22 protein-coding genes and 4 tRNA genes are annotated in these 26,074 nt (G+C 61.0%); 18 read left to right on the top strand and 8 right to left on the bottom strand.

Annotated elements, in window-relative coordinates:
• Positions 1-1,128, top strand: coding sequence for a formyltransferase family protein (locus VGF98_01655; GenBank protein ID HEY1680328.1), 1,128 nt, complete (start codon positions 1-3; stop codon positions 1,126-1,128).
• A gap of 54 nt (positions 1,129-1,182) precedes the next feature.
• Positions 1,183-3,702: an amylo-alpha-1,6-glucosidase gene (locus tag VGF98_01650; GenBank protein ID HEY1680327.1), complete on the top strand. Its 2,520-nt coding sequence runs from the start codon at positions 1,183-1,185 to the stop codon at positions 3,700-3,702.
• A 6-nt stretch (positions 3,703-3,708) separates the two neighbouring features.
• Here VGF98_01650 and VGF98_01645 read toward each other — a convergent pair whose 3' ends face one another.
• The 3 genes from VGF98_01645 to tsaD form a co-directional block, all read right to left on the bottom strand.
• The gene (locus VGF98_01645; protein HEY1680326.1) at positions 3,709-4,659 is read right to left on the bottom strand and encodes an alpha/beta fold hydrolase; all 951 of its coding nucleotides are present in this window, start codon (positions 4,657-4,659) and stop codon (positions 3,709-3,711) included.
• Positions 4,660-4,696: 37 nt separating this feature from the next.
• On the bottom strand, positions 4,697-5,854 hold the full coding sequence (locus tag VGF98_01640) for a homoserine dehydrogenase (GenBank protein ID HEY1680325.1): 1,158 nt from the start codon (positions 5,852-5,854) through the stop codon (positions 4,697-4,699).
• 210 nt (positions 5,855-6,064) lie between these two features.
• Positions 6,065-7,075, bottom strand: coding sequence for a tRNA (adenosine(37)-N6)-threonylcarbamoyltransferase complex transferase subunit TsaD (tsaD, locus tag VGF98_01635; GenBank protein HEY1680324.1), 1,011 nt, complete (start codon positions 7,073-7,075; stop codon positions 6,065-6,067).
• A 62-nt stretch (positions 7,076-7,137) separates the two neighbouring features.
• Here tsaD and VGF98_01630 point away from each other — a divergent pair, with 62 nt between their 5' ends.
• Positions 7,138-7,776 (top strand): hypothetical protein, encoded by a 639-nt coding sequence (locus tag VGF98_01630; GenBank protein HEY1680323.1) that lies wholly within the window; start codon positions 7,138-7,140, stop codon positions 7,774-7,776.
• A gap of 21 nt (positions 7,777-7,797) precedes the next feature.
• Here VGF98_01630 and VGF98_01625 read toward each other — a convergent pair whose 3' ends face one another.
• From VGF98_01625 to thrS, 3 genes are read right to left on the bottom strand one after another with little or no spacing between them, the layout of a single operon-like run.
• Positions 7,798-9,060, bottom strand: coding sequence for an MFS transporter (locus VGF98_01625; GenBank protein HEY1680322.1), 1,263 nt, complete (start codon positions 9,058-9,060; stop codon positions 7,798-7,800).
• 4 nt (positions 9,061-9,064) lie between these two features.
• Positions 9,065-10,009 (bottom strand): hypothetical protein, encoded by a 945-nt coding sequence (locus tag VGF98_01620; protein HEY1680321.1) that lies wholly within the window; start codon positions 10,007-10,009, stop codon positions 9,065-9,067.
• On the bottom strand, positions 10,006-11,739 hold the full coding sequence (thrS, locus tag VGF98_01615; protein ID HEY1680320.1) for a threonine--tRNA ligase: 1,734 nt from the start codon (positions 11,737-11,739) through the stop codon (positions 10,006-10,008). Before thrS ends, VGF98_01620 begins: the two co-directional genes overlap by 4 nt.
• A 172-nt stretch (positions 11,740-11,911) precedes the next feature.
• Here thrS and pstS point away from each other — a divergent pair, with 172 nt between their 5' ends.
• The 11 genes from pstS (at position 11,912) to VGF98_01560 (ending at position 22,959) form a co-directional block, all read left to right on the top strand.
• Entirely contained in the window at positions 11,912-12,937 is a 1,026-nt protein-coding gene (gene pstS / locus VGF98_01610; GenBank protein ID HEY1680319.1) for a phosphate ABC transporter substrate-binding protein PstS, read from the top strand.
• Positions 12,938-12,953: 16 nt separating this feature from the next.
• A complete protein-coding gene (gene pstC, locus VGF98_01605; GenBank protein ID HEY1680318.1) occupies positions 12,954-13,907 on the top strand; it encodes a phosphate ABC transporter permease subunit PstC in 954 nt (317 codons plus the stop codon).
• Positions 13,904-14,746 carry a phosphate ABC transporter permease PstA gene (gene pstA / locus VGF98_01600; protein HEY1680317.1) on the top strand — a complete coding sequence of 281 codons (843 nt, stop codon included), beginning with the start codon at positions 13,904-13,906 and terminating at the stop codon, positions 14,744-14,746. Before pstC ends, pstA begins: the two co-directional genes overlap by 4 nt.
• Positions 14,743-15,522, top strand: coding sequence for a phosphate ABC transporter ATP-binding protein (locus VGF98_01595; GenBank protein HEY1680316.1), 780 nt, complete (start codon positions 14,743-14,745; stop codon positions 15,520-15,522). The genes pstA and VGF98_01595 overlap by 4 nt, the downstream gene beginning before the upstream one ends.
• Before the next feature lie 57 nt (positions 15,523-15,579).
• The gene (gene fabG / locus VGF98_01590) at positions 15,580-16,323 is read left to right on the top strand and encodes a 3-oxoacyl-[acyl-carrier-protein] reductase (GenBank protein HEY1680315.1); all 744 of its coding nucleotides are present in this window, start codon (positions 15,580-15,582) and stop codon (positions 16,321-16,323) included.
• A 43-nt stretch (positions 16,324-16,366) separates the two neighbouring features.
• Complete coding sequence (locus VGF98_01585) at positions 16,367-17,122, top strand: beta-ketoacyl-ACP reductase (GenBank protein ID HEY1680314.1); 756 nt, start codon at positions 16,367-16,369, stop codon at positions 17,120-17,122.
• On the top strand, positions 17,122-18,840 hold the full coding sequence (locus VGF98_01580; protein ID HEY1680313.1) for an alpha/beta fold hydrolase: 1,719 nt from the start codon (positions 17,122-17,124) through the stop codon (positions 18,838-18,840). The genes VGF98_01585 and VGF98_01580 overlap by 1 nt, the downstream gene beginning before the upstream one ends.
• Positions 18,837-19,241, top strand: a complete 405-nt coding sequence (locus tag VGF98_01575; GenBank protein HEY1680312.1) for a helix-turn-helix transcriptional regulator — start codon at positions 18,837-18,839, stop codon at positions 19,239-19,241. Before VGF98_01580 ends, VGF98_01575 begins: the two co-directional genes overlap by 4 nt.
• A gap of 80 nt (positions 19,242-19,321) precedes the next feature.
• Positions 19,322-19,684 (top strand): hypothetical protein, encoded by a 363-nt coding sequence (locus VGF98_01570; GenBank protein ID HEY1680311.1) that lies wholly within the window; start codon positions 19,322-19,324, stop codon positions 19,682-19,684.
• Between the two features lie 131 nt (positions 19,685-19,815).
• Positions 19,816-21,873, top strand: a complete 2,058-nt coding sequence (locus VGF98_01565) for a S9 family peptidase (protein HEY1680310.1) — start codon at positions 19,816-19,818, stop codon at positions 21,871-21,873.
• Between the two features lie 93 nt (positions 21,874-21,966).
• The gene (locus tag VGF98_01560; GenBank protein ID HEY1680309.1) at positions 21,967-22,959 is read left to right on the top strand and encodes an NHL repeat-containing protein; all 993 of its coding nucleotides are present in this window, start codon (positions 21,967-21,969) and stop codon (positions 22,957-22,959) included.
• Between the two features lie 60 nt (positions 22,960-23,019).
• On the opposite strand, the gene VGF98_01555 is transcribed toward VGF98_01560, so the two are convergent.
• Positions 23,020-23,094 (bottom strand) — tRNA-Val (locus tag VGF98_01555).
• Positions 23,095-23,417: 323 nt separating this feature from the next.
• Between VGF98_01555 and VGF98_01550 the strand changes: the two genes are divergently transcribed.
• Positions 23,418-23,618 carry a hypothetical protein gene (locus VGF98_01550; protein HEY1680308.1) on the top strand — a complete coding sequence of 67 codons (201 nt, stop codon included), beginning with the start codon at positions 23,418-23,420 and terminating at the stop codon, positions 23,616-23,618.
• A gap of 1 nt (position 23,619) precedes the next feature.
• On the opposite strand, the gene VGF98_01545 is transcribed toward VGF98_01550, so the two are convergent.
• Complete coding sequence (locus VGF98_01545; protein HEY1680307.1) at positions 23,620-24,051, bottom strand: thioesterase family protein; 432 nt, start codon at positions 24,049-24,051, stop codon at positions 23,620-23,622.
• Positions 24,052-24,149: 98 nt separating this feature from the next.
• Here VGF98_01545 and VGF98_01540 point away from each other — a divergent pair.
• The 3 genes from VGF98_01540 to VGF98_01530 all read left to right on the top strand — a co-directional run bounded on the left by VGF98_01540 (position 24,150) and on the right by VGF98_01530 (position 24,442).
• Positions 24,150-24,224: transfer RNA gene (locus tag VGF98_01540), tRNA-Val, on the top strand.
• 61 nt (positions 24,225-24,285) lie between these two features.
• Positions 24,286-24,362: transfer RNA gene (locus VGF98_01535), tRNA-Asp, on the top strand.
• Between the two features lie 4 nt (positions 24,363-24,366).
• A tRNA-Phe gene (locus VGF98_01530) sits at positions 24,367-24,442 on the top strand.
• Positions 24,443-26,074 lie beyond the last annotated feature (1,632 nt).

The raw sequence follows: 26,074 nt of genomic DNA, 5'->3' as shown, positions 1-26,074 counted from the left end.
GTGTCGGGCCTGTGCAATCTCGCCGTCGACCTCGACGATGCGTTTTCAGCGCGCGCCGCTGCAATCGCCGGCACCCTGCATCTCGATGCTGCAACGACCATCGAACGCAGCGTGGGATTACCGGGCGATGCCTTAGCGTGGATCGACGAAACCTTCGGCGGGAGTTGGAGTTCCGAAGCCGCCGCCGGAGACAATTTGCTGGCCCGACGCAACGGGCATCCGGTCGGGTTCGCGACCGTGGCCGCACGCGATCTACGTTTTCGTTGGCTGCGCGGTGCGGCATCCGAACCCGGGACCGGACTGTTCGGGCCGTTTGGAGTGTCCGTTGCCGATCGCGGTACGTCGCTCGGGCGTTTTCTCTTGCTGCGCGCGCTGCTGGATCTTTCGGAACGCGGATATCGTCGCGCGCTGATTGCAGCGGTCGGGCCGGAATCGCTAATTCGATATTATGCTACCGTTTCCGGCGCGGCCGTAGTAGAAAGATACGATCGGGCGCAGCTGCTGCCGCAAAAGCGGGTGGTCGTGCTGGCATCCGGTAGCGGAACGAACGTACAAGCGGTGCTCGACGCGCGCGATGAAGGCCGGCTGCCGGTCGACCTTGCCGGAGCGATCGTGAACCGTACGTCGGCGTTCGCTGCCGAACGCATGCTGCGCGCGGGCACGCCGGCAACGTTCGTCGTTTGGGACCGGTCGCACGAGACGCGCGAGCGGTACGATCTGCGCCTGCTCGAGAGCGTGGCGGCGATGGCTCCCGACGTACTGGCGTTACTCGGTTGGATGCATTTGCTCGACCACAATTTCGTCCGGGCGTTTCCGCGAATCGTCAACCTGCACCCGGCATATCTGCCGCTCGATTTTCGTTTAGATCGCGTGGAAATGCCGGACGGTACATCGATTCCGGCGTTTCGCGGCGCGCATGCGATTCGCGACGCGGTGGCATCCGGCTCACCGTGGGGCGGCGCTACGATGCACGATGTTACGCCCGATACCGATCGAGGACCCGTGCTCGCACGCAGGCCGGTGCGCCTCGCACGCGGGATCGATGAAGCCGGCGCGCTGGAGCGCATTCGTCCGCTCGAGCACGAGCTGGTCGTCACCGCGCTTCTGCGCTGCCTTTACGAAAGTTGACGCGCCGGCGTTGTAGCGCCAGGCCCTGGCCTTCGCGAGGATAACGTTGCGGGCATGAACCTTTCGCCAACGCCGCATTCGTCGACCTATCAGATCGATCCGGTCGAACGGTTGCCGAACTATCGCACGACGGCCGCAAATCTCGGTATGGGCCCAAGTTTCGGTAACAGCCGGATTTGGGTGAATACAAAAAATACGGGCGACATCGAGCGCGTTTTTTCGATCGCGGCCGGCAAGACGATGATCGGTTCGATCGCCGTCCGGTGTTCGATCGCCGGGCGTCCGCTGCGCGATGCGGCGCGCACGCCATCGGATAAATCGCTCAAAGTGTATACGCCGCTGTCGCTGGATCTTGGTGAGGTCGCCGTCGAAATCCACCCGGCGTTCCAGCGCCGCCGTTTCGATGTGGGCGGTTCGATTTGGATTACCGAGACGATTTTTTTGCCGTTCGGCGACGAAGACGGAAACGAAGATCCGCCGATCCTGTATCAGGGTATCGAGATCGAAAACCGCGGAGAACACGAGCAAGAGTTGCGCATGAACGGTTACGCCCGCTTGCGCGGCGACACCGATGACGACGTCGAGGCCCGCTATGACGCGAGCGTTGGCGGACTGATCGCGCGCAATCGCTCGGGCGAAGGCGGGGTTCGCGTGTTCGCAATGACGTGCGAGCCGAGCGCCTACGAAACGAGCTTCGACTTCGGCAACGTGTACAGCCGCTCCAAGACGGAGCCGCTGGGCAACTCGACCGAAGCGACCGGGGACATCTTAGGCAGCCTGCAGCTCGACATAGCGGTCAAGCCGGGTGAGACCTACCGTTTTGCATTTAAAACCGGACTCTTTCCAAACGATGACGCCGCGACGTTGCACGACTTCGTAAACAAAACACCGTACGAAGCGCTTGGAACCACGCTTTCGTTGTTGGCTGACGTGCTGCATCGCGGCGAGGTGATTACCCCCGACGAAGTGATCAACGACGGCGCGTTGTGGAGCAAAGTCAACATGCGGCGGGTGATGTCGCGCTACCCAATCGGCTGGCTCTTCACCAACGACCCGGGCGTCATGTCGAACGTCGTGATTCGCGACTGCGCCTGGTTCGTGTACGGCTGCGATTATTTCATGCCGCAATTCTCGCGATCGCTTCTCGACAAGGCCGCCGCACTACAATACCCCGATGGCAAGCTTCCCGAGTACGTCGACGCGCTGGTCGGCCGCGTCGAGGACGACGGCCTCAACATCAACGACGACACTCCGCTGTTTATCATGGCGGCTGCCCATCATTTCCGCTGCACCGGAGATGAGGAGTGGCTGCGGCAGATTTTCCCGTCGCTCGCAAAAGCCGGACGCTACATCATCTCGCAAATGGACGATCGCGACTTGGTGTATTGCTCGGCCGACGATCCGCGCGGTAACGTCTGGGCGATCGCTAGCTGGCGCAACATCATCGCGAACTACGCAATCAACGGCGCCGTAACCGAGATCAATGCCGAATGTTCCGCGGCGTTACGGGAACTCGCGCATTTGGCCGAGCGCGTCGACTCCGACGATTCCGAAATACAGAGCTTCAGCGATGTCTCGGCACGGATTGCGACGGCCATGCAAACGCATCTGATCAATCCGCGCAACGGTTTGTTCTATCTGAATATCGACGTGAATGGAAACCCGCGAACCGACGTTACCGGAGACGAGATCTTTCCGGTCATGTTTCACGTCTGCGATGACGAGACGGGATTTCGAATCATCTCGCGACTCAACTCACCCGACTTTTGGACCGAAGCCGGCTTGCGCACGGCATCCGAACTCGACCCGCGCTACGATCCGTCGGCCTTCGCCGGACTGATTGGCGGGGTTTGGCCGGGTTTGACGTGGTGGTATGCGTTCGCCGCGGCTCGCTATCATCCGGAGTTCATGGTCAACGCGTTGCGCGCATCGTTCGAGCATTACGCGCGCGACCCACGGGGCAACAACACCGTTCCCGGGCAGTTCAGCGAATGGTTCGATGGCGATTCGCTGGTAAATCGAGGTATGCGCTTAAGTCCGTGGGAGCCGCCCCGCTTTCTCTGGGCGGCGATTGAAGGCGTCTGCGGCTTGACGCTCAGTGGCGATCGTCCCGAAATCAACCCGCTCATTCCGCCGAATTGGAAGTGGGTAGCGTTGCGGCGGTTGCCGTTCCACGGCAGCGAAATCTCCTACTTTGCGGTACGTACGCAAGGATCGATGACGCTGTTTACCACCTGCGAAGTAAATACGAAGTTCGCGCATTCGCTCTACGAGAGCGACGTGTCCGACAAGGTGCCGCTATTTTCGCGCATCGCACGCGTGGTGGCGCTCCAACGCGGACGCGAGATCGCAGTGCTGGTGGGCAACGTTAGCGACGCGACGACCGCCGTTCCGATCGACCTTTCGGCATTGCTCGAGCCGGGCGTACGCTATCACACGCGCATGTATAATAGCGAACGCGACGACTGGGAGGCCGATTCGGTGCTGGCGCGGGAAGAAATTTGCGTCACGTCGATCGTGATCGAAAGTAAAGGATACCGCATCTTGCTATTTCGCGCGTTACGGGATTCGTAACGAAAGTTACGCGAGCACCGGCCGAAGCAGGCGCGCCAGCGCTTCCGGTTCGGCCAAAAAGGCGTCGTGTCCGTGGTCGCTCGCGAGTTCCAGATAGCCGGCGTCGAAGCCGGCATTCCGAAACCGGCTGACTGCCGCTCGTACGTCTTGCGGGCGAAACAGCCAGTCGGAACTGATTCCGACGAACGTCAGCTTCGGCTTGATGCGGGCGGTTTGCGCGGCTGGACGCACGTCGAACGAATCCATTGCGTGCGTTAACGTGGCGTAGGCATAAGCGTTCATGCGTGCGGTAAACGCGTCGGCTTGACGGTCGAGATAGCCCTCGATATCGTAGAACGCGCGTCCGTGACGGTCCGGACGCCGTTCGTGCCGCGAAGTGAAGAGCGCCTCACTCTTATAGGTTAGCATCGCGATCTTGCGTGCCAATCCCAAACCGCGCTGGGGGTCGAGCGCCAGCGCATCGCGCTGCACGGCGTTCAGCGCGATGCCCATCGCAGTGTGATGATCGTGCGCTCCGATGACGACGGCACGACCGACGCGCTCGGGGGCATCGAGCGCCCATTGCAACGCCTGCATACCGCCCAGCGAGGCGCCGATGGCGATCCAGATGCGCTCGATGCCGATCGCATCCAGCGCTAGACGTTGCGCCGCGACGATATCGCGCACCGTGACGCGCGGAAACGGATCGTCGACCGGCCCGGTGCTGCCGTAGACGCTGCCCAACATGTTGACGCCGATCGTACAGCACTCGTCCGGATCGAACAGTCCATTCGTTCCGGCGATTCCCGGCCACCATTCGGCCACCCGGCTCGAGCCCGTCAATGCATGATTGACGAGCACGATACGATCCGCGTGCGCGATCGGGTCGCCGTAGATCGTAACGCGTTGCTCGACGCGCGGAAGCGTCGCGCCGCTTTCGAGCCGCAACGCTCCGACGTCGACGGTTTCTTCGCGCATGAGGACGGCGGCTAGATCGGCACGGCTCGCGAGGCGTTCACGAACGATATTCCGTTCCGGGCCACGCGATGGCGAACGCTGGTTGAGCGGCCGGAGGGTCGGCGAAGCATGCCTCGTTCCAGAGCGGATAATCGGCGAGATCACGCATCCGTTCGAGTGCGGGGAATAGGGGCGCTACGTCGAGTGCCGGCGCGGGCGAACGGACGCCCGATACGATCGCCGGACGCGCGCGTTCCAGAGCGTGCAGCGTCGAGGCCACGTCGCCGAGAACCGCTGAAGCAGTCGCCGGCCCGCCGGCGCCCGTGCCGCGCAGCACCAGCTGCCCGGCGTCGCGGGCGCGCAGAATGACGACGTTCTCAGCGCCGGCCGTGCGCGCGAACTCGTGATCCATCGGCACGCAAACCGGTCCGACCTCGGCGGCGATGCGGTCGCCGCTGCGAACGGCGGCCGCGACCAGCCGTATGCGGTAGCCGCGCTCCGCCGCTACTGCGACATCGCGAGCGGTCACGTTTGCGATGCCGCGACGACGGATACGCGGCGAGACGATAGCTAAACCGAATGCGTCTTGCATTAGGACTGCGAGTTTGTGTGCGGCGTCGACGCCGTCGACATCGCTCGACGGGTCGGCTTCTGCGAATCCGGCAGCCTGGGCTGCCCCAAGCGCGGCCTCGTATGAGACACCGCGTTCCATCGACGACAGAATCGAGGTGCAGGTTCCGTTGAGAACGCCCGCGATCGCGTCGATACGGTCGCCGGCGAGCGACTCGACGACCGTTCTAACCACCGGCACGGCGCCGCCAACCGCTGCCTCATATCGCAACTGCGCGGAGAAGGCGGCGGCCAGCGCACGCAGTCGCGGCCCCTGTGTCGCGATGAGATCCTTGTTGGCGGTAACGACGTGCCGGCCCCGAGCAAGTGCGCGTTCGACCAACTCGGCGGCATCGGTGGTTCCGCCGATGCATTCGACGACGACGTCCACTTGCGGATCGTCCACCACCGCCCGAGCGTCGGTAGTAAAAAGATCGCGGTGCAAGAAGGTGGGGCGGACCTTGAACGGGTCGGCCACTGCGATCGCGCGCAATTCGCAAAAGGCGCCGGCATAGCGCCGGCTGGCATTCGGCCCGACCAGACGTTCGGCAACCGCCGAACCGACGGTGCCGCAACCGAGCAATCCAATTCCAATGGTGACGTGCATTTTCCGGCCTCCTGGTGCGATGGGAAAGCTGGGAAACAAAACGCCCCCCGCCGTTTCGGCGAGGGGCGTGCGAAGCGATATGGCGGGAAAGTTCCTAACGCTGCGCGACGACCCTCGCCGGATGACAACACATCCGGCTCATGAGCCACATCATGGATGTACGTCCGGGCGCAAACATGAAGCGAACTCTAACACGCATGGCCTGGTGGGTCAAGAGGCAATTAGGAACGGCAAGTTGGGATCGGCCGACAGCTCGAGAGGATCGAAGGCGACCGCTTCTCGCTGATGAAACGCCGCCGCCGCGATCATAGCCGCATTATCGGTGCAATAGGCCGGAGGCGGGACGAAGGCGGTAACGCCGTTGCTCGCACTCCACGATCGCAGGGCGGACTGCAATCCGGAGTTGGCGGCCACACCACCCGAAAGTGCGACCGCACGATAATGGCCACGACCGAATGCCGATCGCAAACGTGCCATCAAGACGTCGATCACCGCAGCCTGAAACGAAGCCGCCACATCGCTTGGCGAGGCGTCGCGCCCGGCCGCGCTCTCGAGAAAATACCGAACCGACGTTTTGAGGCCGGAGAAGGAGAGGTCAAGCGCATCGCCCGCCGGGCGGTGGCGCGGGAACGCATACGCCGTCGGATTGCCGGACTGTGCCAGACGGTCGAGAGCCGGCCCGCCCGGATACGGCAACCCCAACAAGCGGGCCGTTTTATCGAACGCTTCGCCGGCGGCGTCATCGCGAGTGCGTCCGAGAATCGTCATACGGGTGGGCGAGCCGACGGCGACGAGTTGCGAGTGGCCTCCCGAAACGAGCAACGTCAAGAACGGATAGGGCAGCGCTTCGGGCCGGTCGAGAAACGGCGCGAAAATGTGCCCGTGCAGATGATTGATGCCGTACAGCGGCTTGTTGCGTGCGTACGCCAACGCCTTGGCAGCTGCAACGCCGACGACCAAGCTGCCGGCCAAGCCGGGTCCCCGCGTAACCGCGATGCCGTCGATGCGCGCGAAGTCGAGGTTCGAACGAGTTAGCGCGTCCTCGACCGCGGCCGATAACAGTGCGACGTGGCGACGACCGGCGATCTCCGGGACGATGCCGCCGTATCGTTCGTGAAATGCATCTTGGTTGGTCGAAACGCTCGCGAGGACGTCGTGTCCGTCGCGCACGACTGCCGTAGCGGTGTCGTCGCACGAGGTCTCGATTCCCAAAATTACCACGGCTGCGTCATTCGACGCAGGCGAGCCAGGAACCGGGTCCCGCGCGTGAAAAGCGACCGCACATGCACGATATTTCGGAAACGATGCGGTTGCCGTCGCCGGCACCGCACCCGCAAGCGATTGCTCTCGATGGCGAAAAGCTTTGGATCGGCTCGATCGATACCAATCGCATCTACGCGCTCGACTCACATCAATGGACGATCGTAGAAGAAGACAAAGCGCCCGGTAAACCGTGGGGCATGACGGTCGTGGGCGATGAGTTACGCGTCATTTGCGGAGAAGGTCCGGACGATTCGCGATATATTCGGCGCTTTATCCCCGGGCACGGGTTCAAAGATCAAGACTCGCTGCAGTGTCCCGACGACACCGGCTCGCATCTGAGCTACGACGGCGTACGTCTGTACGTTAGTCAGTGGTACAACAAGCGAATCGTAGGGATCGACGAACGCGGGAACGTCGTGCGCACGATCGACGTGCCACGGGGCGTATGCGGACAGTGCTTCAGCGGGGGCGCGTTCTACGCGATCACTACCGACGTCGAAGACTCCGACCAGTATTTTCTTGGAAAAATCGATGCGGAGACCGGTGCTTTCGAAGATCTCGCTCGCGTGCCGTTTGCAGCGCGCGGACTTGCCTGCGACGGCGTTCGCTTTTGGACCAACCACCGAGAACGGAACGAGATCGTCGCCTTCACGATCTAGCGAACGTTCGAACCGGCGTCCTTAGACGACGGCGAGCTCACGATCTCGGCGCTCCGGCCGCACGATAAAGCCGATGAGCGCCAGTACGATAACCGCAGCAAAGGTCACCGTTGCCACCAACGCCATCGCCTTTGCATAATTTGGCCCGCCGTCGGCTAGAGGGAATCCGGCGGCGAGCCAAGCTTCGATCTGCAACGTGCCCGCGCTCAATGCATTGCCCAATTGATAGGTGAAACCGGGAAACGTCGCGCGCGCGTTGGGCGGCGAAAGTTCGTTCAGGTGCGCGGGAATGACACCCCAGGCTCCCTGCACCGCAAACTGCATCGCGAACGCCCCGCACGCCAGCAACGCCACGGTATGGCTGAAAACCCATAACGGAACGACGCCGATCCCGATCGCGGCGCATGCGATGACCGACGCGCGCCGCCCGATTCGTTGCGACAGCGCTCCGAAAATGACGCCGCCCGTAATCGCGCCGATCGCGCCGATAATCGACAGCGCGGATACCTGCCCCGGCGCGAAGCCGTGTTGCTTTTGCAAGAACGTCGCGTACGAATCTTGCGTACCGTGCGACATGAAATTCATCGCGGTCATGAACGCGATTGCATAGATCGCGAGCGGCCAGTGGCGCACGATTTCGCGCAACGCATCGACTGAGGCGCTTTTTTCGCCCGCCGCCGCAGGCGGCGAGTTCGGTACGTAGGCTCGAATGTACAGAACGAGAAACGCCGGCAGCGATCCGACCGCAAAAAGAATCCGCCAGTCGATGGCCTGTAACCCGGCAGTCGCCGCGAAATGGAACACGACAAAATAGGCTAGTGCGGCGAAAAGATAGCCGGCCGCGTAGCCTTCTTGCAAAATGCCGCTGAAGAGACCGCGCCGCTTGGCCGGGACGGCTTCCATCGCAATCGCTGCGCCAACGCCCCATTCGCCGCCCATCGCGATGCCGTACAACGCGCGAAGCACTAAGAAGACCGTGAAGTTGGGCGAGAATGCCGTCAGCAGTTGCAGCACGGAGTAGCAGCCGACGTCGATCATCAGTGGCGTGCGGCGCCCGAAACGGTCGGCGAGCCAGCCGAACAGCAATGCTCCGACGGGGCGGCAGAACAGCGTCAATGTGACCGAAAATGCGACCTCTTTGACCGCGTGATTGAAATCGGTCGCTACGCGCGAAATGACGAAGGTCAAGAGAAAGAAATCGAACGCATCCAGCGACCAACCGAGGAAGCTGGCCGTGAACGTCCGCCGGCCGTTACGGCCGAGCTCGCGCCAGGCCGTCAGCACGCTGTTACGGAGATGCGCCCGGCGACGGTGTCGGAGACGACGAGCCGGAGGCGGACGGCGACGCCGAAGACGACGGGCTGGGTGACGGACTCGGCGTCATACCCGGCGGGAACTGCATCCCGTACAGCGCCAGTAGCCATACCTGTCCGCGCGGAACGGTGACCTTGGGCATCGGGAACTGGAACTGCACAGTGTTGTTGTTCGAAACCGTCGACTTCGTATAGGTGGCGAGGATTTGATCGGTCCGCTGGCCGTTAAGCGACGACTCGCTGTAGAGCTGAATGGCAAACGAGCGTCCGATGACTTGTTGCTGCGGCATGGTGTAGCTAATCGATGCGTAACCATTGAGCGCGAAGTTCGTATCGCTCTGCAGACGTAGCGCAACCATCGGCGTGATGCGCATGGCGCGCGGGTCGGGATTGTTCATCGCCGGCATGTCTTTCGGGAGCGGCTCCATCAACATCGTGATCGTCCCAGGCGGTGTCGGGGACGCGCTTGTCGAGTCGGAATCGTCGGAATCGTCGGCATCCGATGAGGGCGTGGCGGTCGGAGTGGGCGTCGGCGTCGGAGTCGGGGTCGGCTTGCTGCTGGCGCCCGGCGACGGGCCAGGCGTCGGCGGCGGAATATTGAAGGCGACCGTGCACGAGAACTGCTGAAACTGCTGCGGCTGGTGGAGCATGCTCGGACATTTGATACCGTTGGGCGCCGTTCCAACGGCAAATTGGACCTCGTTGGGCGAGAGCGTCGCGCCCGGCTGCGTCAACTCGACTTGACCGTTGCTGTTCATCTGGGGGCCAGCGATGCCGCCGGTGCCGATCGGACCGGGCTGCTGAACGGGCGGTCCCATCATGCCGCCGCCCCCCATCCCGCCGCTATCCAAACCACCGCCTTGGCACGCCGCCAAACCTAGAGCGATGGCGGCGAACGCCACGCGAACGTCTAGTCTCATCGAAGACCCTTCTTACTGTCGACCGCGGCGCGCAGTTCGTCAGAAAATGCAGCGAGCGAAAGCGTACGTTTCGCTTCTATACCGCGTTCGTTGACGTTGACCGTGGCGTCCTGCGACTCTTGATCGCCGACGACCAAAACATACGGTATTTTTAACGTTTTCCAATGTCGTATTTTATAGCCGAGCTTTTCGTTGCTCTCATCGACTTCCACGCGGAACCCGGCCGCGTCGAGGACGGCGCCGCACTCCCGCGCGTATGCAAGGTGGCGCTCGGCGATCGGCAAAATCGCGACTTGCACCGGTGCGAGCCAGGCGGGAAACGCTCCGCCGTAGTGCTCGACTAGAATTCCGAAGAACCGTTCGAGCGAGCCCGCAAGCGCGCGATGGATCATAACCGGCGTACGATCGTGGCCGTCCGACGCACGATATTTTAGGTCGAAGCGGTGCGGCAGCACGAAATCGACTTGCACGGTTCCGAGTTGCCATTTTCGGCCGATCGCATCGCGCACGTTGATATCGAGTTTTGGTCCGTAAAACGCTCCGCCGGTTTCGTCGACCTCGTACGGTAGATCGTACCGTTCGAGCGCGTTGCGGATGGCCGCTTCGGCAATCGCATCCGTGTCGCCGCGTTCGGCTGTTTCTCGGCGCGACAATACGTACTCGACGTCGCGAAACTCGAACGCTTTCATCAAGCGCATTGCCTCGTCGAGCGTGCGTTCGAACTCGCCCTGCAACTGTTCCGGCGTGCAGAACAAATGTGCGTCGTCTTGGGTAAAACCGCGCACGCGCGTTAAACCGTGCACGACGCCCGAACGTTCGTACCGGTAGACGGTGCCGAATTCGCTGTAGCGAATCGGAAGTTCTCGGTAACTGTGGGGACGGCTCCGATAGATCAAAATGTGACCCGGGCAGTTCATTGGTTTGAGACGGAAACGTTGTTCCTCGACCTCGAGCGGACCGAACATGTTGGTCGCGTAGTTTTCGAGATGACCGGATATTTCGTAGAGCTTCTCGCTAACGACATGTGGCGTGACCACCGGCTGGTATCCGCGCTCGCGCAAACCTTTGCGGATGAACTCTTCGATCAAGCCGCGGACGATCGCGCCCTTTGGATGCCAGAATACCAAACCCGTGCCGGCGTCGTCCTCGATCGAATACAGATCGAGTTCGGCACCGAGTTTGCGATGGTCGCGCTTGAGCGCTTCTTCGACTTGCTGCAGATACGCGGCCAGCTCGTCGCGGTCATACCAGGCGGTCCCGTAGATCCGCTGGAGCATCGGATTGGCCTCGTTGCCGCGCCAGTAGGCTCCGGCGATGCCGGTGAGTTTGAGCGCTCCAATTGCCCCCGTCGAATCGGCGTGTCCACCCCGGCAGAGGTCGGTAAATTCACCGATGGTATACAGCGTGATCGGCTCGCCCTCCGGGATGTCGCTAGCGAGCTCTACTTTATATGGGTTGTCCTTGAAGTAGCTGAGCGCTTCATCCCGGGTCACTGCCCGGCCGGTCATCGGGTAGTCGGCAGCCACGATCTCGTGCATACGGGCTTCGAGCCGAATCAAGTCGTCGGGCGTGAACCCGCCGGGCTTGTCGAAATCGTAGTAGAAGCCGCTTTCGATCGAAGGGCCGATCGTCGGCTTTGCGTCCGGAAATAGGTCCATGACGGCGTACGCCAGCACGTGCGCGGCCGTGTGGCGCAGTTCGGGGAGCGAAGGTCTGAGATCGGAAGGCATCGCACGCCGCTTTCGGCAGTGGCCGCCCGTCAGGCCTACCGCGAGCCGCCCGGCGGCCCCGTCCGCACCAACCATACCTTAACGCCTCCGCTACGTAGTCTTAATCTAATCTTATTCTTGGGCCGACAGAATGGGGGGAGTTTTGGATTGCACTTCGTGCGGAGGAGCATAGATGCGAAAAAGTTTGGCGCTGCTTGGAGCGGCGCTTTTTATGACGGTAGCTCCCGCGATGGCGGCGACGCAGCTGACCGGGGCCGGGTCGACCTTTGACTATCCGTTCTTTTCCAAGGCGTTCTTTGAGTACGGCAAGACCCACTCGGACGTCCAAGTCAACTATCAATCGATCGGCAGCGGCGGCGGCATTCAGCAGTTCACGCAGCGCACGGTCGACTTCGGAGCGACCGACGTGCCGATGAATGCCGGCGAAGTCAAAGCGGCCTCAGCCGGCGGCGGAGCCGTCCTGCAAGTGCCGGTCGCGCTTGGCGGCGTTTCGGTGGTCTACAATCTTCCCGGCGTTGATGGGGTGCGCTTGTCGCCCTCGGTACTGTCGGCTCTCTTCCTCGGTACGATTGCGAACTGGAACGATCCGCGAATCGCCAAGCTCAATCCGGGCAAGAAGCTTCCGAGCACGCCCGTCGTCGTGGTGCATCGTTCCGATGGTTCGGGAACGACGTATATTTTCACCGATTATCTGAGCGTGGTTTCGTCCGATTGGAAGTCGAAGGTCGGAACCGGTAAGAGCGTTACGTGGCCGGCACAGAGCGCGATCGGCGGCAAGGGCAGCGAAGGTTTGGCCGGTCAAGTCACCAACAATCCGGGTGCCATCGGTTATGTCGAGGCCGCGTACGCGTTGCAAAACAAAATGTCGCAAGCGGTCCTGCAGAATGCGGCCGGCAAGTTCGTCACTTACAGTCCTTCGGCGGTGCACGCCGCGGCGGAGACCCGCCCCGACGTAAGCCCGGAAAATTTCTCGATTGTCAACGCCAAGTGCGCGGCGTGTTACCCGATCGCCGGTTTCAGTTGGGCGGTCGTGTACCAGAACCCGCAAGACAAAGCCAAAGGAAAAGTGTTGCAGCAAATTCTTGAATGGCTCGTTGGGGCCGGCGCCCAACGCATCGCAGGCGGTTTGGACTACGTCCCGCTACCGCCCGCGGTCGGTAGCGCTGCGCGCAAGACCCTTTCCTCGATGCATGTCTAACATCGCGTAATTAGAGATGTCCGTTTCGCGGCCGCGGGGCGACGCGCCCCGCCGCAACCGTACCGCGGCTGCGGGAGACCGAGTCTTTCTTTTCGTCGTCAACGCGGCCGTGGGACTGTTCGTCCTAGTGGTCGCGTTGCTGTTTATCGAACTCGTTGCGGGTTCGTGGCCGTCCCTGCACAAGTTCGGCTTCAAGTTTCTCTGGACGTCCCAATGGAATCCGGTGACGCAGCAGTTCGGCGCGCTGCCGCTGATTTACGGAACCCTCGTCAGCTCGCTGGTTGCAATCGTGCTCGCGGGCGTGGTCGGTATTCTGGCTGCGACGTTTCTTGCCGAGTTCGCGCCGCGATGGTTGGCTCGTCCACTGGGTTTCGTTATCGAATTGCTGGCGGCGGTTCCCAGCGTGGTCTTCGGTTTGTGGGGCCTGTTCGTACTCGCGCCGTTGGTCCGTACGGTTATCGGTCCGGCGCTGCAAAAATATCTCGGCTTCTTGCCGATCTTCCAAGGTCCGATCAGCGGCGTCGGTATGCTGACTGCCGGATTGGTCTTGTCGTTCATGATTTTACCGACGGTCACGGCGATAAGCCGCGAAGTGATCGTGGCGGTCGGCGGCGATTTGCGCGAGGCGTCGATGTCGCTCGGTGCGACCAAATGGGAAACCGTTGCGCGCGTCGTGTTGCCCGCTTCACGCGCCGGGATTTTCGGCGCTATCGTGCTCGCGCTCGGACGCGCGTTAGGTGAAACGATTGCGACGACGATGGTTATCGGTAATCGTCCGCAAATCGCCGCGTCGCTGTTCGCGCCGTCGTACACGCTTGCGAGCGTCATCGCCAACGAATTCACCGAAGCCAACGGCAATGTGTACATCAGCGCCTTGATCGAACTCGGTCTTATATTGTTTATCGTAAGCTTTGTCGTCAACGCGATCGCCCGGCTCTTGCTCTGGGTGGTTTTGAGGACGCGCTCGTGAACCGGTCGCTCGCATCCCGCCATACCGCCAGTTGGATCGGCGGCACCGTCACCGCGCTCTGTGCGTTGATCGGCGCTGCGATTTTAATTCTCATCCTCGGATACGTCGCGATTGCGGGAGCGCGAGCGATCAATCCGGCGTTTCTCACGCAACTGCCGGTGCCTGTGGGCGAACCCGGCGGCGGCGTTGCCAACGGTATCGTGGGCACGCTGATCACGGTCGCCATCGCGACGCTGTTGGCGTTGCCGATCGGTTTGCTCTGCGCGCTCTTTTTAGCGTTGTTCGGCCGTGGATGGCTTCCCGAAGCGGTGCGTTTTCTTTCGGACGTGTTATCCGGTATTCCGAGCATCGCCATCGGGTTGTTTGCGTACACGCTATTGGTCGCACCGTTCCGGCATTTTTCGGCATTGTCCGCATCGGTTGCGTTCGCAATACTGATGCTGCCGATTATCCTGCGAACGTCGGAAGAAGCCATTCGAAGCGTGCCACGGTCGATTCGAGAAGGCGCGCTCGCACTCGGACTTTCCGAGTTCGCGACGACGATGCGAATCGTCGTTCCGGCCGCTCGCCCAGCGATCACGACCGGATTACTATTAGCGATCGCGCGCGTTACCGGCGAAACGGCGCCGCTGCTGTTTACCGCCTTCGGCAGCCAGTTCTGGGAGCTGAATCCGGCGCAGCCGATGGCGCAGTTGCCGTTACAGGTCTTTACCTATGCTATTTCGCCGTACGAAAGCTGGCATGCCCAGGCGTGGGCCGGAGCGCTGCTTTTGATCGCGGCAGTGTTTATCCTCAACGTCTTGGCCCGGCTCGTGCTCACTCCGAGGACGGAGCGATGAACGCCACCGCGCCACCGCCGATGCGCGTCGAGGACCTTAACGCGTTCTACGGCTCGCGCGAAGCGGTCGCCGGAGTCACCATGGCGTTCGCGGCTAACGCCGTCACCGCGTTGATGGGGCCGTCGGGCTGCGGAAAAACCACGCTACTGCGCTGTCTCAACCGAATTCACGAGATCGCCCCCGGAGCGTACGCGCACGGTAAAGTGATGTTGGGCGACCGGGACGTCTACGATTCGGACATCAGCGTCGTCGAACTGCGGCGTCGCGTCGGCATGGTGTTTCAACGCGCCAATCCATTCCCGACGCTCTCCATTTTAGGAAACGTCACGGCCGGATTGAGCCGTTCCCTGTCGGCTGCCGAGCGCATGAACGCCGCCGAGCACGCCTTGCGTGGCGCCGCGTTGTGGGACGAGGTGCGCGACAAGCTGCACAAGCCCGCGACGACGCTTTCGGGCGGCCAGCAGCAGCGATTGTGCATCGCGCGAGCGCTGGCAGTCGAACCCGAGGTGCTGCTGATGGACGAGCCGACATCCTCGCTCGATCCAATTTCAACGCTGAGCATCGAAGAACTGATGACGTCGCTGACCGATCGGTACGCGATTGTGGTCGTCACGCACAACATGCAACAAGCCGCTCGCGTCTCGAAATATTCGGCCTTCATGCTGGCGGACGAAACCGGCATCGGACGGCTGATCGAAATGGGCGAGACATCCCGGATCTTTACCAAGCCGGTAGACCGCCGCACCGAAGACTACATCACCGGTCGATTCGGCTAATCGCGTCGAACGGGAACCGCCGTTCCGCGGCGAACGACGCGCCTCGGAGGTATGCACATGGTTTTAGATGGCCGGGTCGCACTCGTTACGGGCGGAACGCGCGGTATCGGAGGCGCCATCACCAAATACCTCGCTCGCAATGGCGCGGCGGTTGCAGCGGGATATAGCCGGGGCGAAGAGAGCGCTCGTCGTTTCAAAGACGAGATGACCGCCGATGGCGCAAAGATTTCGATTCATCAGGGGCGCGTCGACGACGCAGCCGACTGTAACCGCGTGTTCGAAGAAGTCATGCAGACGTTCGGCCGCGTCGACTATCTCGTCAATAATGCCGGCATCACGATCGATAAAACGGTTCGGAAGATGACCGTCGAGGATTGGCACCAAGTGCTCGACGTTAACCTGTCGGGCGGATTCAATATGACCAAGGCGGTGCTCGAGCACATGATTGCGCGCGGTTCCGGGCGCATCGTCATGATTAGCTCGGTCATCGGTGAAACCGGAAACATCGGCCAAGCCAATTATGCGGCCTCGAAAGCCGGTCTTTTTGGATTCACGAAAAGCCTTGCGCTCGAGATGGCTCCGAAAGGGATCACCGTCAACTGCGTCGCGCCCGGTTTCATTGCTACCGAGATGGTTCAGGCGATTCCGGAAGCCGCGCTCGAAAAAGTGATCGAGAAAATTCCGCAACGCCGTCTCGGCAAGCCCGAAGAAGTCGCGCGGGTCGTTCAGTTCTTGCTTGAGGACGACGCGAGCTACATCACTGGAGCCGTCTTCGCCGTCAACGGCGGCCTGGATATGTAGGCGACTAAAGGTAAATTGAAGTCGCGCTTTGTAAATCTAGCGCGTGAGCAGTTTACCACTCGAACATCGCGTCGCCGTCGTAACGGGCGGTTCTCGCGGCATCGGCGGAGCGATTAGCCGCCTCCTAGCGTCTGACGGCGCAACGGTCGCCGTCCTTGGTCTACCGATCGACCGCGAGCGGACCGACACCTTGCGCAGTCACCTGAACGGGAGCGCATCGCGAGTTCATTTTTACGAAGGAGATGTCGGCGTTCCCGCATCCTGTCGCGAGTCCATCGAGCGGATTCTCGCACAGCACGGCCGGATCGACTACCTGATCAACAACGCCGGCATCACGCGCGATCACACCGTGCGCAAGATGACCGAAGACGAATGGCAAACGGTTCTGCAGGTCAATCTGTCCGGGCCGTTTTTCATGACGAAAGCCGTTCTCGAACCGATGATCGCACAAAAGTTCGGCCGGATCGTTAACATCAGTTCGGTCGTCGGCGAGAGTGGAAACTTTGGACAGGCCAACTACGCTGCTGCGAAAGCCGGCTTGATCGGCCTCACGAAAACCGTCGCGCTCGAAGTTGCGAAGAGTCAAATCACGGTGAATGCCGTAGCGCCCGGCTTCATCGAAACCGAGATGACCAAGGCGATGCCGTCGGAAGCGATCGAGATGGCGATCTCGCAAACGCCCAAGCGTCGCTTAGGACAACCCGACGAGGTTGCCCACGTCGTACGGTTCCTGGTCGATGACAAAGCCGCGTACATTACCGGCGCGGTGTATAACGTCAATGGCGGATGGTACATGTGATGATTGCGGCCGACGATCTAGGTTACGGAATCGAAATGACCGGGGTGGACCCGGCGTCGATGGGCGATGCGCTGCGCGACGTCATGAACGACGCGCTTTCCGATCCGATGCGCCTGAGCGCATGGCTTTCGGGATTTGCCTTAGCCGAGCAAAACGTCGGCTTGAACATGCTGCGTCGCTTCAGCGGTCAGGAACCGATCATGCCGGTCGTTCTCGACCCCGCCGACAAGCGCTTTTCCGACGCGGAATGGCGTTCCAATCCGATGTTAGCCGGCGTGGTCGAAGAGTTTCGTATCCGTTCGCAAGCGGCGATGGCGCTGATCGATGGCGCTCGAGTTTCCGAAGCGACGCGTCGCAAGGCGCGATTCGCGATGCAGCTCATGCTGGACGCTGCGTCGCCGAGCAACGTTCCGTGGTTGAATCCGGGCGTTATCAAAGAAGCCGTGGATACGAACGGCGCGAGCCTGTTGCAAGGCATGCAAAACTTTATGGACGACTTGCGAGATAACGGCGGTTATCCACGCCAAGTCGACGCCGCCGGCTTTGAAGTCGGTAAGAATATCGCCGCTACTCCGGGTCGCGTCGTGATGCGCAACGATCTCATCGAATTGATCGCGTACGAGCCGCAGACGCCGAACGTTCACGCGGTTCCCATGCTGTTCAGCCCGCCGTGGATCAATAAGTACTACATCATGGACCTTTCGCCGGGGCGGTCGTTCGTCGAGTGGGCCGTGCGCCACGGCCATCAGGTGTTTGCGATCAGCTATCGCAATCCCGATGCGTCGATGTCTCATTACAAGATGGACGACTATTTGCGCTTGGGATTTCTCGCTGCGATCGATGCGGTGCAAGAAATCACCGGCAGCAAGCAGGTCAATGTGAGTGCGCTCTGCTTGGGGGGCACGCTAGCGCTCATCGGTTTAGCGTATTTGGCCGCGAAAGGCCAGGGCGACCGCGTCAAGAGTGCGACCGTCACCAACACGCTCATCGATTTCAGCATCCCGGGAGATCTGGGGATATTTACTGATGAGGCGACCATCGATCGACTCGAGCAGCGCATGCGCAAGCGCGGATATCTCGATTCGGCCGAGATGGCCAAGACGTTCGATTGGATGCGATCGCAAGATCTTATCTGGAGCTACGTCATCAACAGCTGGTACAAGGGCAAGCGGCCTCCAGCGTTCGACATTTTGGCGTGGAACGGCGATTCGACGCGCATGCCGGTCGAGATGCATTCGCAGTATTTGCGTTCGTGCTATCTGCATAACGCGATCGTTCGTCCCGGCGCGTTCACAATCGACGGCACGCCGATCGACCTCGGGAAGATCGAAACGCCGTTGTACGTGCTGGGTGCGGAGAACGACCATATCGCTCCGTGGCACGCGACCTATCTGACGACGCAGCACGTCGGCGGACCGTCGAAGTATGTGTTGACCAATGCCGGTCACATCGCCGGCATCGTCAACCCGCCCGGCGGCAAGAAGAGCATGTACTACGTGAAGCCGCAAGCCGTCCGCGGCGAGTCGGCCGATGAGTGGCTGGCGACCGCCGATCGTCACGCCGGCAGCTGGTGGGAAGATTGGGCGGTTTGGTCGGGCGAGAGGGCCGGACCGGAGGTCGCTCCCTATGCGCTGCCTACCGGCGAAGCTGCGCCTGGCAAATACGTCCGTAACGAAATCGGAGAACCGTTTGGCGTCGCGAAGGCGGCAACATCGTGAGCGACGAGTCGGAACGCCCCAAATCGGAGACCGGCGGCCCGGCGAACGAGCAGGCACCAGGGTGGAACGGGCTGGGAACGTTCATTCGTGCCCAGCGCGAGCTGGCCAACCTGTCCATGCGGCAGTTGGCTGAAATCGCGAAGATTTCGAACCCCTATCTCAGCCAGGTCGAACGTGGATTGTACAAGCCGTCGGCCGACGTCCTCAAGCAGATCGCCGGGGCTCTCCACCTCTCGGCCGAGACGATGTACGTTCAGGCTGGGCTGCTCGACGATACCCCGCCCGCTGAGGGCGACGCCCGCGACGTCGAAGCCGCGATCCGCCTCGATCCCCGTCTGACTGTCGATCAGAAGGATACGATCATCAGAATTTACCGAAGTTTTCTCGGCATAGGTCCTTGACAACCTCGCTCATCGCTTGGTAGACTTAGCACAGAGAGACGCAAACCAAGCATTAGTGGGATAAGAGAAGGGGATACACAATGACCATCAACGTTACCGACTACTTCACCAAGTTTCAGCAAGAGGGCCTCGAGGCGCTCAAACAGAGCCAAGACGCGAACATCGAGACGATGACCAAGTTTCGCGCCCTGAGCACCGAGTTCGCCGTTAAGCCCGGCACGATCCCGACCTTTGAGAACGTTCCGACCCCGTTCCAGTTCGTCGAGATGTCGTTCGGCTTCGCATCGCAGATGCTCGAGCTCCGCAAGGCCTACACGCTGAAGGTCGCCCAGATGTTCGTCGATGTGCAGAAGCAGGCCGAGAGCAGCTTCAGCCAGGCCACGAACACGGTTGCCAACGGCAACACGATGACGGCCCCGGCCGCCAAGCCCGTCGGCAAGTAGTCCTCACCAACCTCGAACGGAAAGGCCGTGCGATCGAAAGATCGCGCGGCTTTTTTCTTTGATGAGTTTTTGAGGCGCGCCCGGCAAACCGTGGAAGGGGCGCAACGAAGCGTCGATTGAACGCTGGCCGTATGAAGTATCCGCTCGTTGCTGTAGCCGGCTTGCTCTTTTCGGTGGCCCTCGCGGGTCCCGCGTCGGCCGCTCCGGTCATTCCGGAAGATCTGTTTCACCTGACGCTTATCGATTCGGCGGCGCTGTCGCCCGACGGCGCCTACGTATTGACGCAAACGTCGCGTTCCAACGGTCCGAAGAATCGTTACGACCGCACCATCGATTTGGTGAACGTTGCGACCGGCCGCACGATGGCCAGCGTTACTGGGCGTACCGGCGACGGCGATTTTGCGTGGATGCCGGATGGCGCGACGTTCGTCTTCGTGCGTACCATGCCCAAGCAAAAGCCGCAGCTCTACCGGTATACGCTGGCGACCAAGAAAATTGTCCGTTTGACCAACATCGCCAAGGGCGTATCGGGTCCTACGGTGTCGCACGATGGCCGGCGGATCGCGCTGTCGGTTAACGATCAGGACGAGGCGCCCAACGCGCATGTCGACTTTGCTAAAGCGGGCTTCACGCCGACCGCGGACGAGAAGAAGAGCGATATCCAGCAGATCGATCAGCTGTTCTTCGAAGGCAATGGAGCAGGATTCGTCTATCGCGATCATCCGCACATTTGGATCGTCAACGCCGACGGTTCCAATCCGAAGCAGTTGACAACCGGACGCTGGGGCGAAGGCATCGTCGGGTGGTCGCCCGACGATCGCACGATCGCGTTCAACTCGCTGCAGCGCGAGTCGGTCGACGGCGGCGCCGGAGATGTCTACATTGTTTCATCCGCCGGCGGCACGCCGCAAAAGATCGCTTCGTCGCAAGAGTCCAACAACGGGCTAAGCTATCTGAGTACCGGCCAACTAGCATGGCTGCGCGGCGGCGTTCAGGACAACGCCGAGCAGGCCGAGCTCGTGATCTCCGATTCCAGCGGCAACCAACGCGTGGCGGTTGCAAAGAACACGACCGGTTGGGGCGATAGCCTTCTGGCTGATATGAAAGAAGGCGGAGGCTTGTGCGGCGCGCCGCTTCCCGACGGCAACTTTGTACTGAACGTGGACGGACCCGGCTACTCCAATATCCGCACGCTCGACACCAAGACCGGAACGTTCAGCAACGTAACGCCGCCGCGCGGCGAAGCGTGGTCGTGCAGCACCACGCTCGACGGCAAGACCGTCGCGTACCTATACAGCGATTTCACGCATCCCGCCGACGTGTGGATTTCGAGTATGAGCGGCGGCACGCCGCGGCAGGTGACGAACGTCAACGCTGCGTGGCTGGCACACGCCACGCTCGCGACCCCGCAAGAGTTTTCCGTGCAGAGCACGTCCGGCCGCACGGTGCAGGCGTGGTTTATGCCGGCGATCGGCGGGAGCGGTCCGCACCCGACATTACTGAACATCCACGGCGGTCCCGAGACGCAATTCGGTGACACGTTTTTCCTCGAGTTTCAGTACTATGCGGGGCTCGGGTACAACATCGTGTTTTGCGATCCGGCGGGCAGCACCGGTCACGGCTACGCCTTTACCGAGGCGCTAGAAAGCGACTATGGCGACGCAATGTTCCAAGACACGCAGTCGGTCATGGATGCGGCCGTGAAACGGCCTGAGGTCGATCCGAACCGGCTCGGTGTCACCGGAGGTTCGTACGGCGGCTACGCGACGCTATGGGTGATCACGCATACGAATCGTTATAAAGCCGCAGCCGCCGAGCGCGTTGTAAGCTTCTTGCAAAGCGAAAACCTCGGCGCCGATTTCGCCGGCAAAGGCGGCCTGGCCGGTGGCCAGTACTCGATGGGGCCCGCATGGGATCCGGCCAGCACGAGCTATGCCAAATTCTCGCCGTTAACGTACGTCGCGAACGCTCAGACGCCGTTGTTGATCCTGCACTCCGATAACGACACGCGCACGCCGATCGATCAAACCCTGCAGTTCTTCACGGCGATGAAGATTCTCGGTCGTACGATAACGTACGTCGACGTTCCGAACGAGACACACGATCTCTCTCGAACCGGATCGCCGATCCATCGCGTCGAGCGCATGCATCTGCTCTCGGACTGGTTCGCTCGTTATCTGAAAACATAACGGCCCTCGCCGGAGCGTTTCCCGGAAGGGGCCGCCCCTGGTGGGACGAAGCGTCCGCATTGGGTGTTCCTCTTCGCAAGGAAAGGCTTTGCCATGCGCTTAGCGCCCGTCGCCTCCACCGCCGTTCTTCTCGTGGCGTTCGCTTCCGGCTGCAGTTCGAACGGGGCGGCCTCGGCCGTTCTGAGCGTGCCTGACCGCTCGGCGCCGGCACCCGCGGCCAAAACCGGTACGCTACTCATCGCGGATACGGATAACAACTCGGTCCTGTCGTTCGCTCAAACGGCAAACGGCAACGTAGCACCTTCCGCAACGATCGTCGGATCCGCAACACAGTTGAACGAGCCTACCGCCGTCTACACCGATTCTGCTGGAAAAATCTATGTGACCTCTTTCGGAAACAACTCGATTGAAGTGTATGCTGCGGGCGCAAGCGGAAATCAAAAGCCCATACAAAACATTTTCGGACACAAAACGATGCTGAGCAACCCAGTCGGCGTCGGGGTCGACTCGAAAGGGGATATCTACGTCGCAAATTCCAACACGAATTCGATCGGAGTTTTTGCTGCCGGCGCAACCGGAAACGTGAAACCATCGCGAACGTTGAGCGGAGGGTTGACCGAGTTGTTGGAGCCGTCGGGATTAGCGCTAAACACTTCCGATCAACTCGTCGTCGGAAACGTCGAATCCAATGCCCTCACCGTTTACGCCGCCGGCGCGAAGAACAACGCTGCACCGATTGCCATGATCAGCGGTCCCGCGACCACGCTGGATCAGCCGGGCGGCGTGACATTCGACACGAGCGGAAACATCTACGTCGCAAGCTACGGCAGCGACAGCCTCCTCGAATTCAAGTCTACGGCCAATAACGATGCCAAACCGCTGCGTACGATCGGCGGAACCAAAACGAAGTTGGACGGCCCGTCCGGCGTAGCGCTCGGAACGGGCGGAACGATATTCACGGGGAATGCGTTGTCGAGCACCATCACCAGTTACGCCGCGAGCGCATCCGGTAATGCCGCTCCGAAGACTGCGCTCGCCGGTTCCAAGACCTTGATTTCAAAGCCGCACGGCGTGTGGACGTTCTAGCGCCGCGCTCCGTTATCCGAATTTAAAAAAGCCTTGACGGTAACGTCGAGGCTTTTCAAATGGTGGGCGGTATTGGGATTGAACCAATGACCCCTTCCGTGTCAGGGAAGTGCTCTCCCACTGAGCTAACCGCCCGCGGTTCTGGGACTCGAGAACTTCGGAAGTATAGCGCGTGCGTCCTCGCAACGTCAACGCACGCGGTTTGACAGACCTTTATCGGGTGTGCTAAAGTCGCTGAGCGCGCTCGTACGCGCCATCAACTCGTCAAGAAAAGGAGGCACGATGAAGCTTGTAATCAGTCTCGGTACGATCGCGCCGCTTTTGAGCGGCGGGTCGAATCGCTTTAGACCTTCGGACTGCGGGCCGGCATAGCGCAATCGCCGGTTCCTCTGATGTTCGAAGGCCTCCGCGATACGACCGGAGGCCTTTTCATTTCTCAAACCGTCAACGAAAGGCAGATGATGGATTTCTGGTATCAAACCGAAGCCCGGATTCGCCGCGAAGACGCCATCGAAACCGCTCACCGCAGTCGCTCGTTGCGCCTTGCGGAGGGTGGCCGAAGTCCCGGCGTCCGTGGACGAATCGCCAACGGCGCTCAAGCGATGAGCGAAGCATTGGCTTCGCTGGCGCGCACACTGCGCGACGGCGACCCGGCATAACCTAGACGAACTCGCGTTGCGGTCCGGCCTGATAGGTCGCGATCGCATCGCGCCAATGCTGCGGGATCGCGATCGATTGCTGTTCGCCGAAGTCATAGGCGACGACGGTCGTGATTCCGCGAGCGGCACGATGCTGGTGGCTTTCGCTCCAAATCTCGTACTCGAAATCCCACGATTTCGTTCCGATGCGACCGATGCGGCAACCGACCGCAATCTTTTCGCGATAGTGCAGTTGGCGTTCGTACGTAAAGTCGATGGTGGCTTGGATGATCCCGTGACGGCCGTTGATCGGTACGTTCATCACCTGCGCGAAGTATTCGGAGCGCATCATCTCCGCCCAGCGAATATAGGCGACGTTATTCGCGTGCTGCATCATATCGATGTCGGCAAACGGTATGCTGAAGCGCGAAACGAGCGGAAATCCGTCGAGCATCGAGCGCAGCTTCGCCGCGCACCCTTGAAGTCCGCGCCGAAGCGAAGGCTCGGTAGGGTAACGCGTCGCGGTGGTCTAAAACTCGGCCTCGCCGGAGAGGGCGCGTAGCTCAGTGGGAGAGCATCCGCTTCACACGCGGGGGGTCGTTGGTTCAATCCCAACCGTGCCCACCATCCGGCATTGACGTCCGCAGGTGACGACTCGGACGAGTGCCAAACACGCCCACCGGCGCTTGGCGCTGTAGCTCAGTTGGTTAGAGCGCCGCCCTGTCACGGCGGAGGTCGTGGGTTCGAGCCCCATCAGCGTCGCCATTCCGCCAAGGTAGCTCAGTCGGTAGAGCACGCGCCTGAAAAGTGCGGTGTCGCCGGTTCGATTCCGGCCCTTGGCACCAAATGCTAAGCGTCTAGAACCCTTATATCGGATAAGGCGTTTTAGGCGCTTTTTCGTTTCTGTGTTGGAGCCCGGTTTTTCAGCCGTCCCACCCGTCTTCCAGACTTCTGCCTTTTCGGACGCCGAAAAAAGCTGTTCCAGCTGCTCGAAGACGACCGTCCGTGCCCATCGACCTTGATCGATGAACGTATAAGTTCGCGTCGTCGTGATCGGCGAGAAGCGTGGCGCCGCGGTGCCGGAGCGCATGCAACGCAATGCGCCGAAGGCCGGCGCCGACCATCAGCGGATAGATATGTCGGCGTGAGAGGTTGTGGCGCCTGAGATGGCCGCCGCGAGTGCCTGGGAATACCAGCGTCTCCATTGCGCGCTTACGTTGGCGCCGCTGCGCCGCTATCGCCATCGCCGGCAGTTAGATCCGTCGGCGTAACTCGGCGTCTCCGGCTGCGCCACACGGCGCTCGCTGTACGTCACGTCTTGCAGCCCCCGACGAACGTAGATCGTATTCGTCTCGAAGTAGACGTCGGTCTAGAGCAATGCGAGCAGCTCGGCTTCCCGGGCCTGCGACAATAGTGCAACGATCCAGAGCGCCTCGAGCTGGTCGATTGCATCGGCATCGATGAACGGCTTGGGCTCGTCCACGGTTTACGGATTGCGATCGACGAGTTCGGCGCGCACGGCATCTGAGAACGCCTTGTGCAGGATGATATGCACGCGCTTCACCGTGGCTGGCAGGGTGAAACGCTGCCGAAGCTCCGCGTAGAAGTTGGAGAGATCGATCGGGCGTACGGCGTCGAGCTTGAGGCGCCCGACGTACGGTTTGATATGCAGTCGAAAAACGCGCTCGTAATGGATACCGATCGATGGAGCTGGATTCGGTTTGCGTTGATCGAGCCAGGCTCCAGCCGTTCCCCGACGGTCTGACGTTCGCCGAAGGCCTGCGGCCCTTCACGCGCGCGTCCTTGGGACTTTTTAGCGCTTCACGAGCGGCCGTCTCGTCGGCGCACCAGATTTCGCGTCGCCGGCGTCCATTTTCCGTCAACGATATCGTGGCGACGAAGTAGACCTTTCCACGGCGTATGCGCTCGAAGATCGACCCTTCGCCGTAAGTACGTCAAAATTTCTCTGCTTAACCGCGAAAAAGGCTTTTCCAGGGATCAAGAATACCGACTAATTGTAAGCTTCACTTCGTGGCGCGGCACAAGCCTGTCCCACCGGCGAAAACCACATATGAAACCTTCGATCAAACTACGTTGAAGCCAATCTGCTTCGCCAGTTGTCCATTGGGTGAAAATGTCGACGCTGTGCGGACCTGCGCGTTTTGGTTCAAACTCAACCGTACGGCTCGCATGCGCGATTAAAGTGATCGTTCGATATCTCCCACTTTTCGAGGGAAGCCAATGGGATAGGCCCTGAATCGGGAGCCAGGGATTACTGTGGATTTCCGCCCAAACGGGCACGTAAGGAGATCCACGCATGCGCAAGAGTCGCTTCACGGAAGCGCAGATCGTCGCCATCGTTGGTGAGTACGACGCCGGAGCTTCGGTTGGCGAGCTAGCTCGCCAACACGGCATCCACGCGAACACGATTCGGCTTTGGAAATCGAAGTACAACGGCATGGACGTTCCAGACGTCG

This window comes from Candidatus Tumulicola sp. (assembly GCA_036490475.1).
Lineage (GTDB): Bacteria > Vulcanimicrobiota > Vulcanimicrobiia > Vulcanimicrobiales > Vulcanimicrobiaceae > Tumulicola.
The sequence above is the reverse complement of the archived record's forward strand: the minus strand, read 5'-3'. Positions and strand labels throughout refer to the sequence as shown.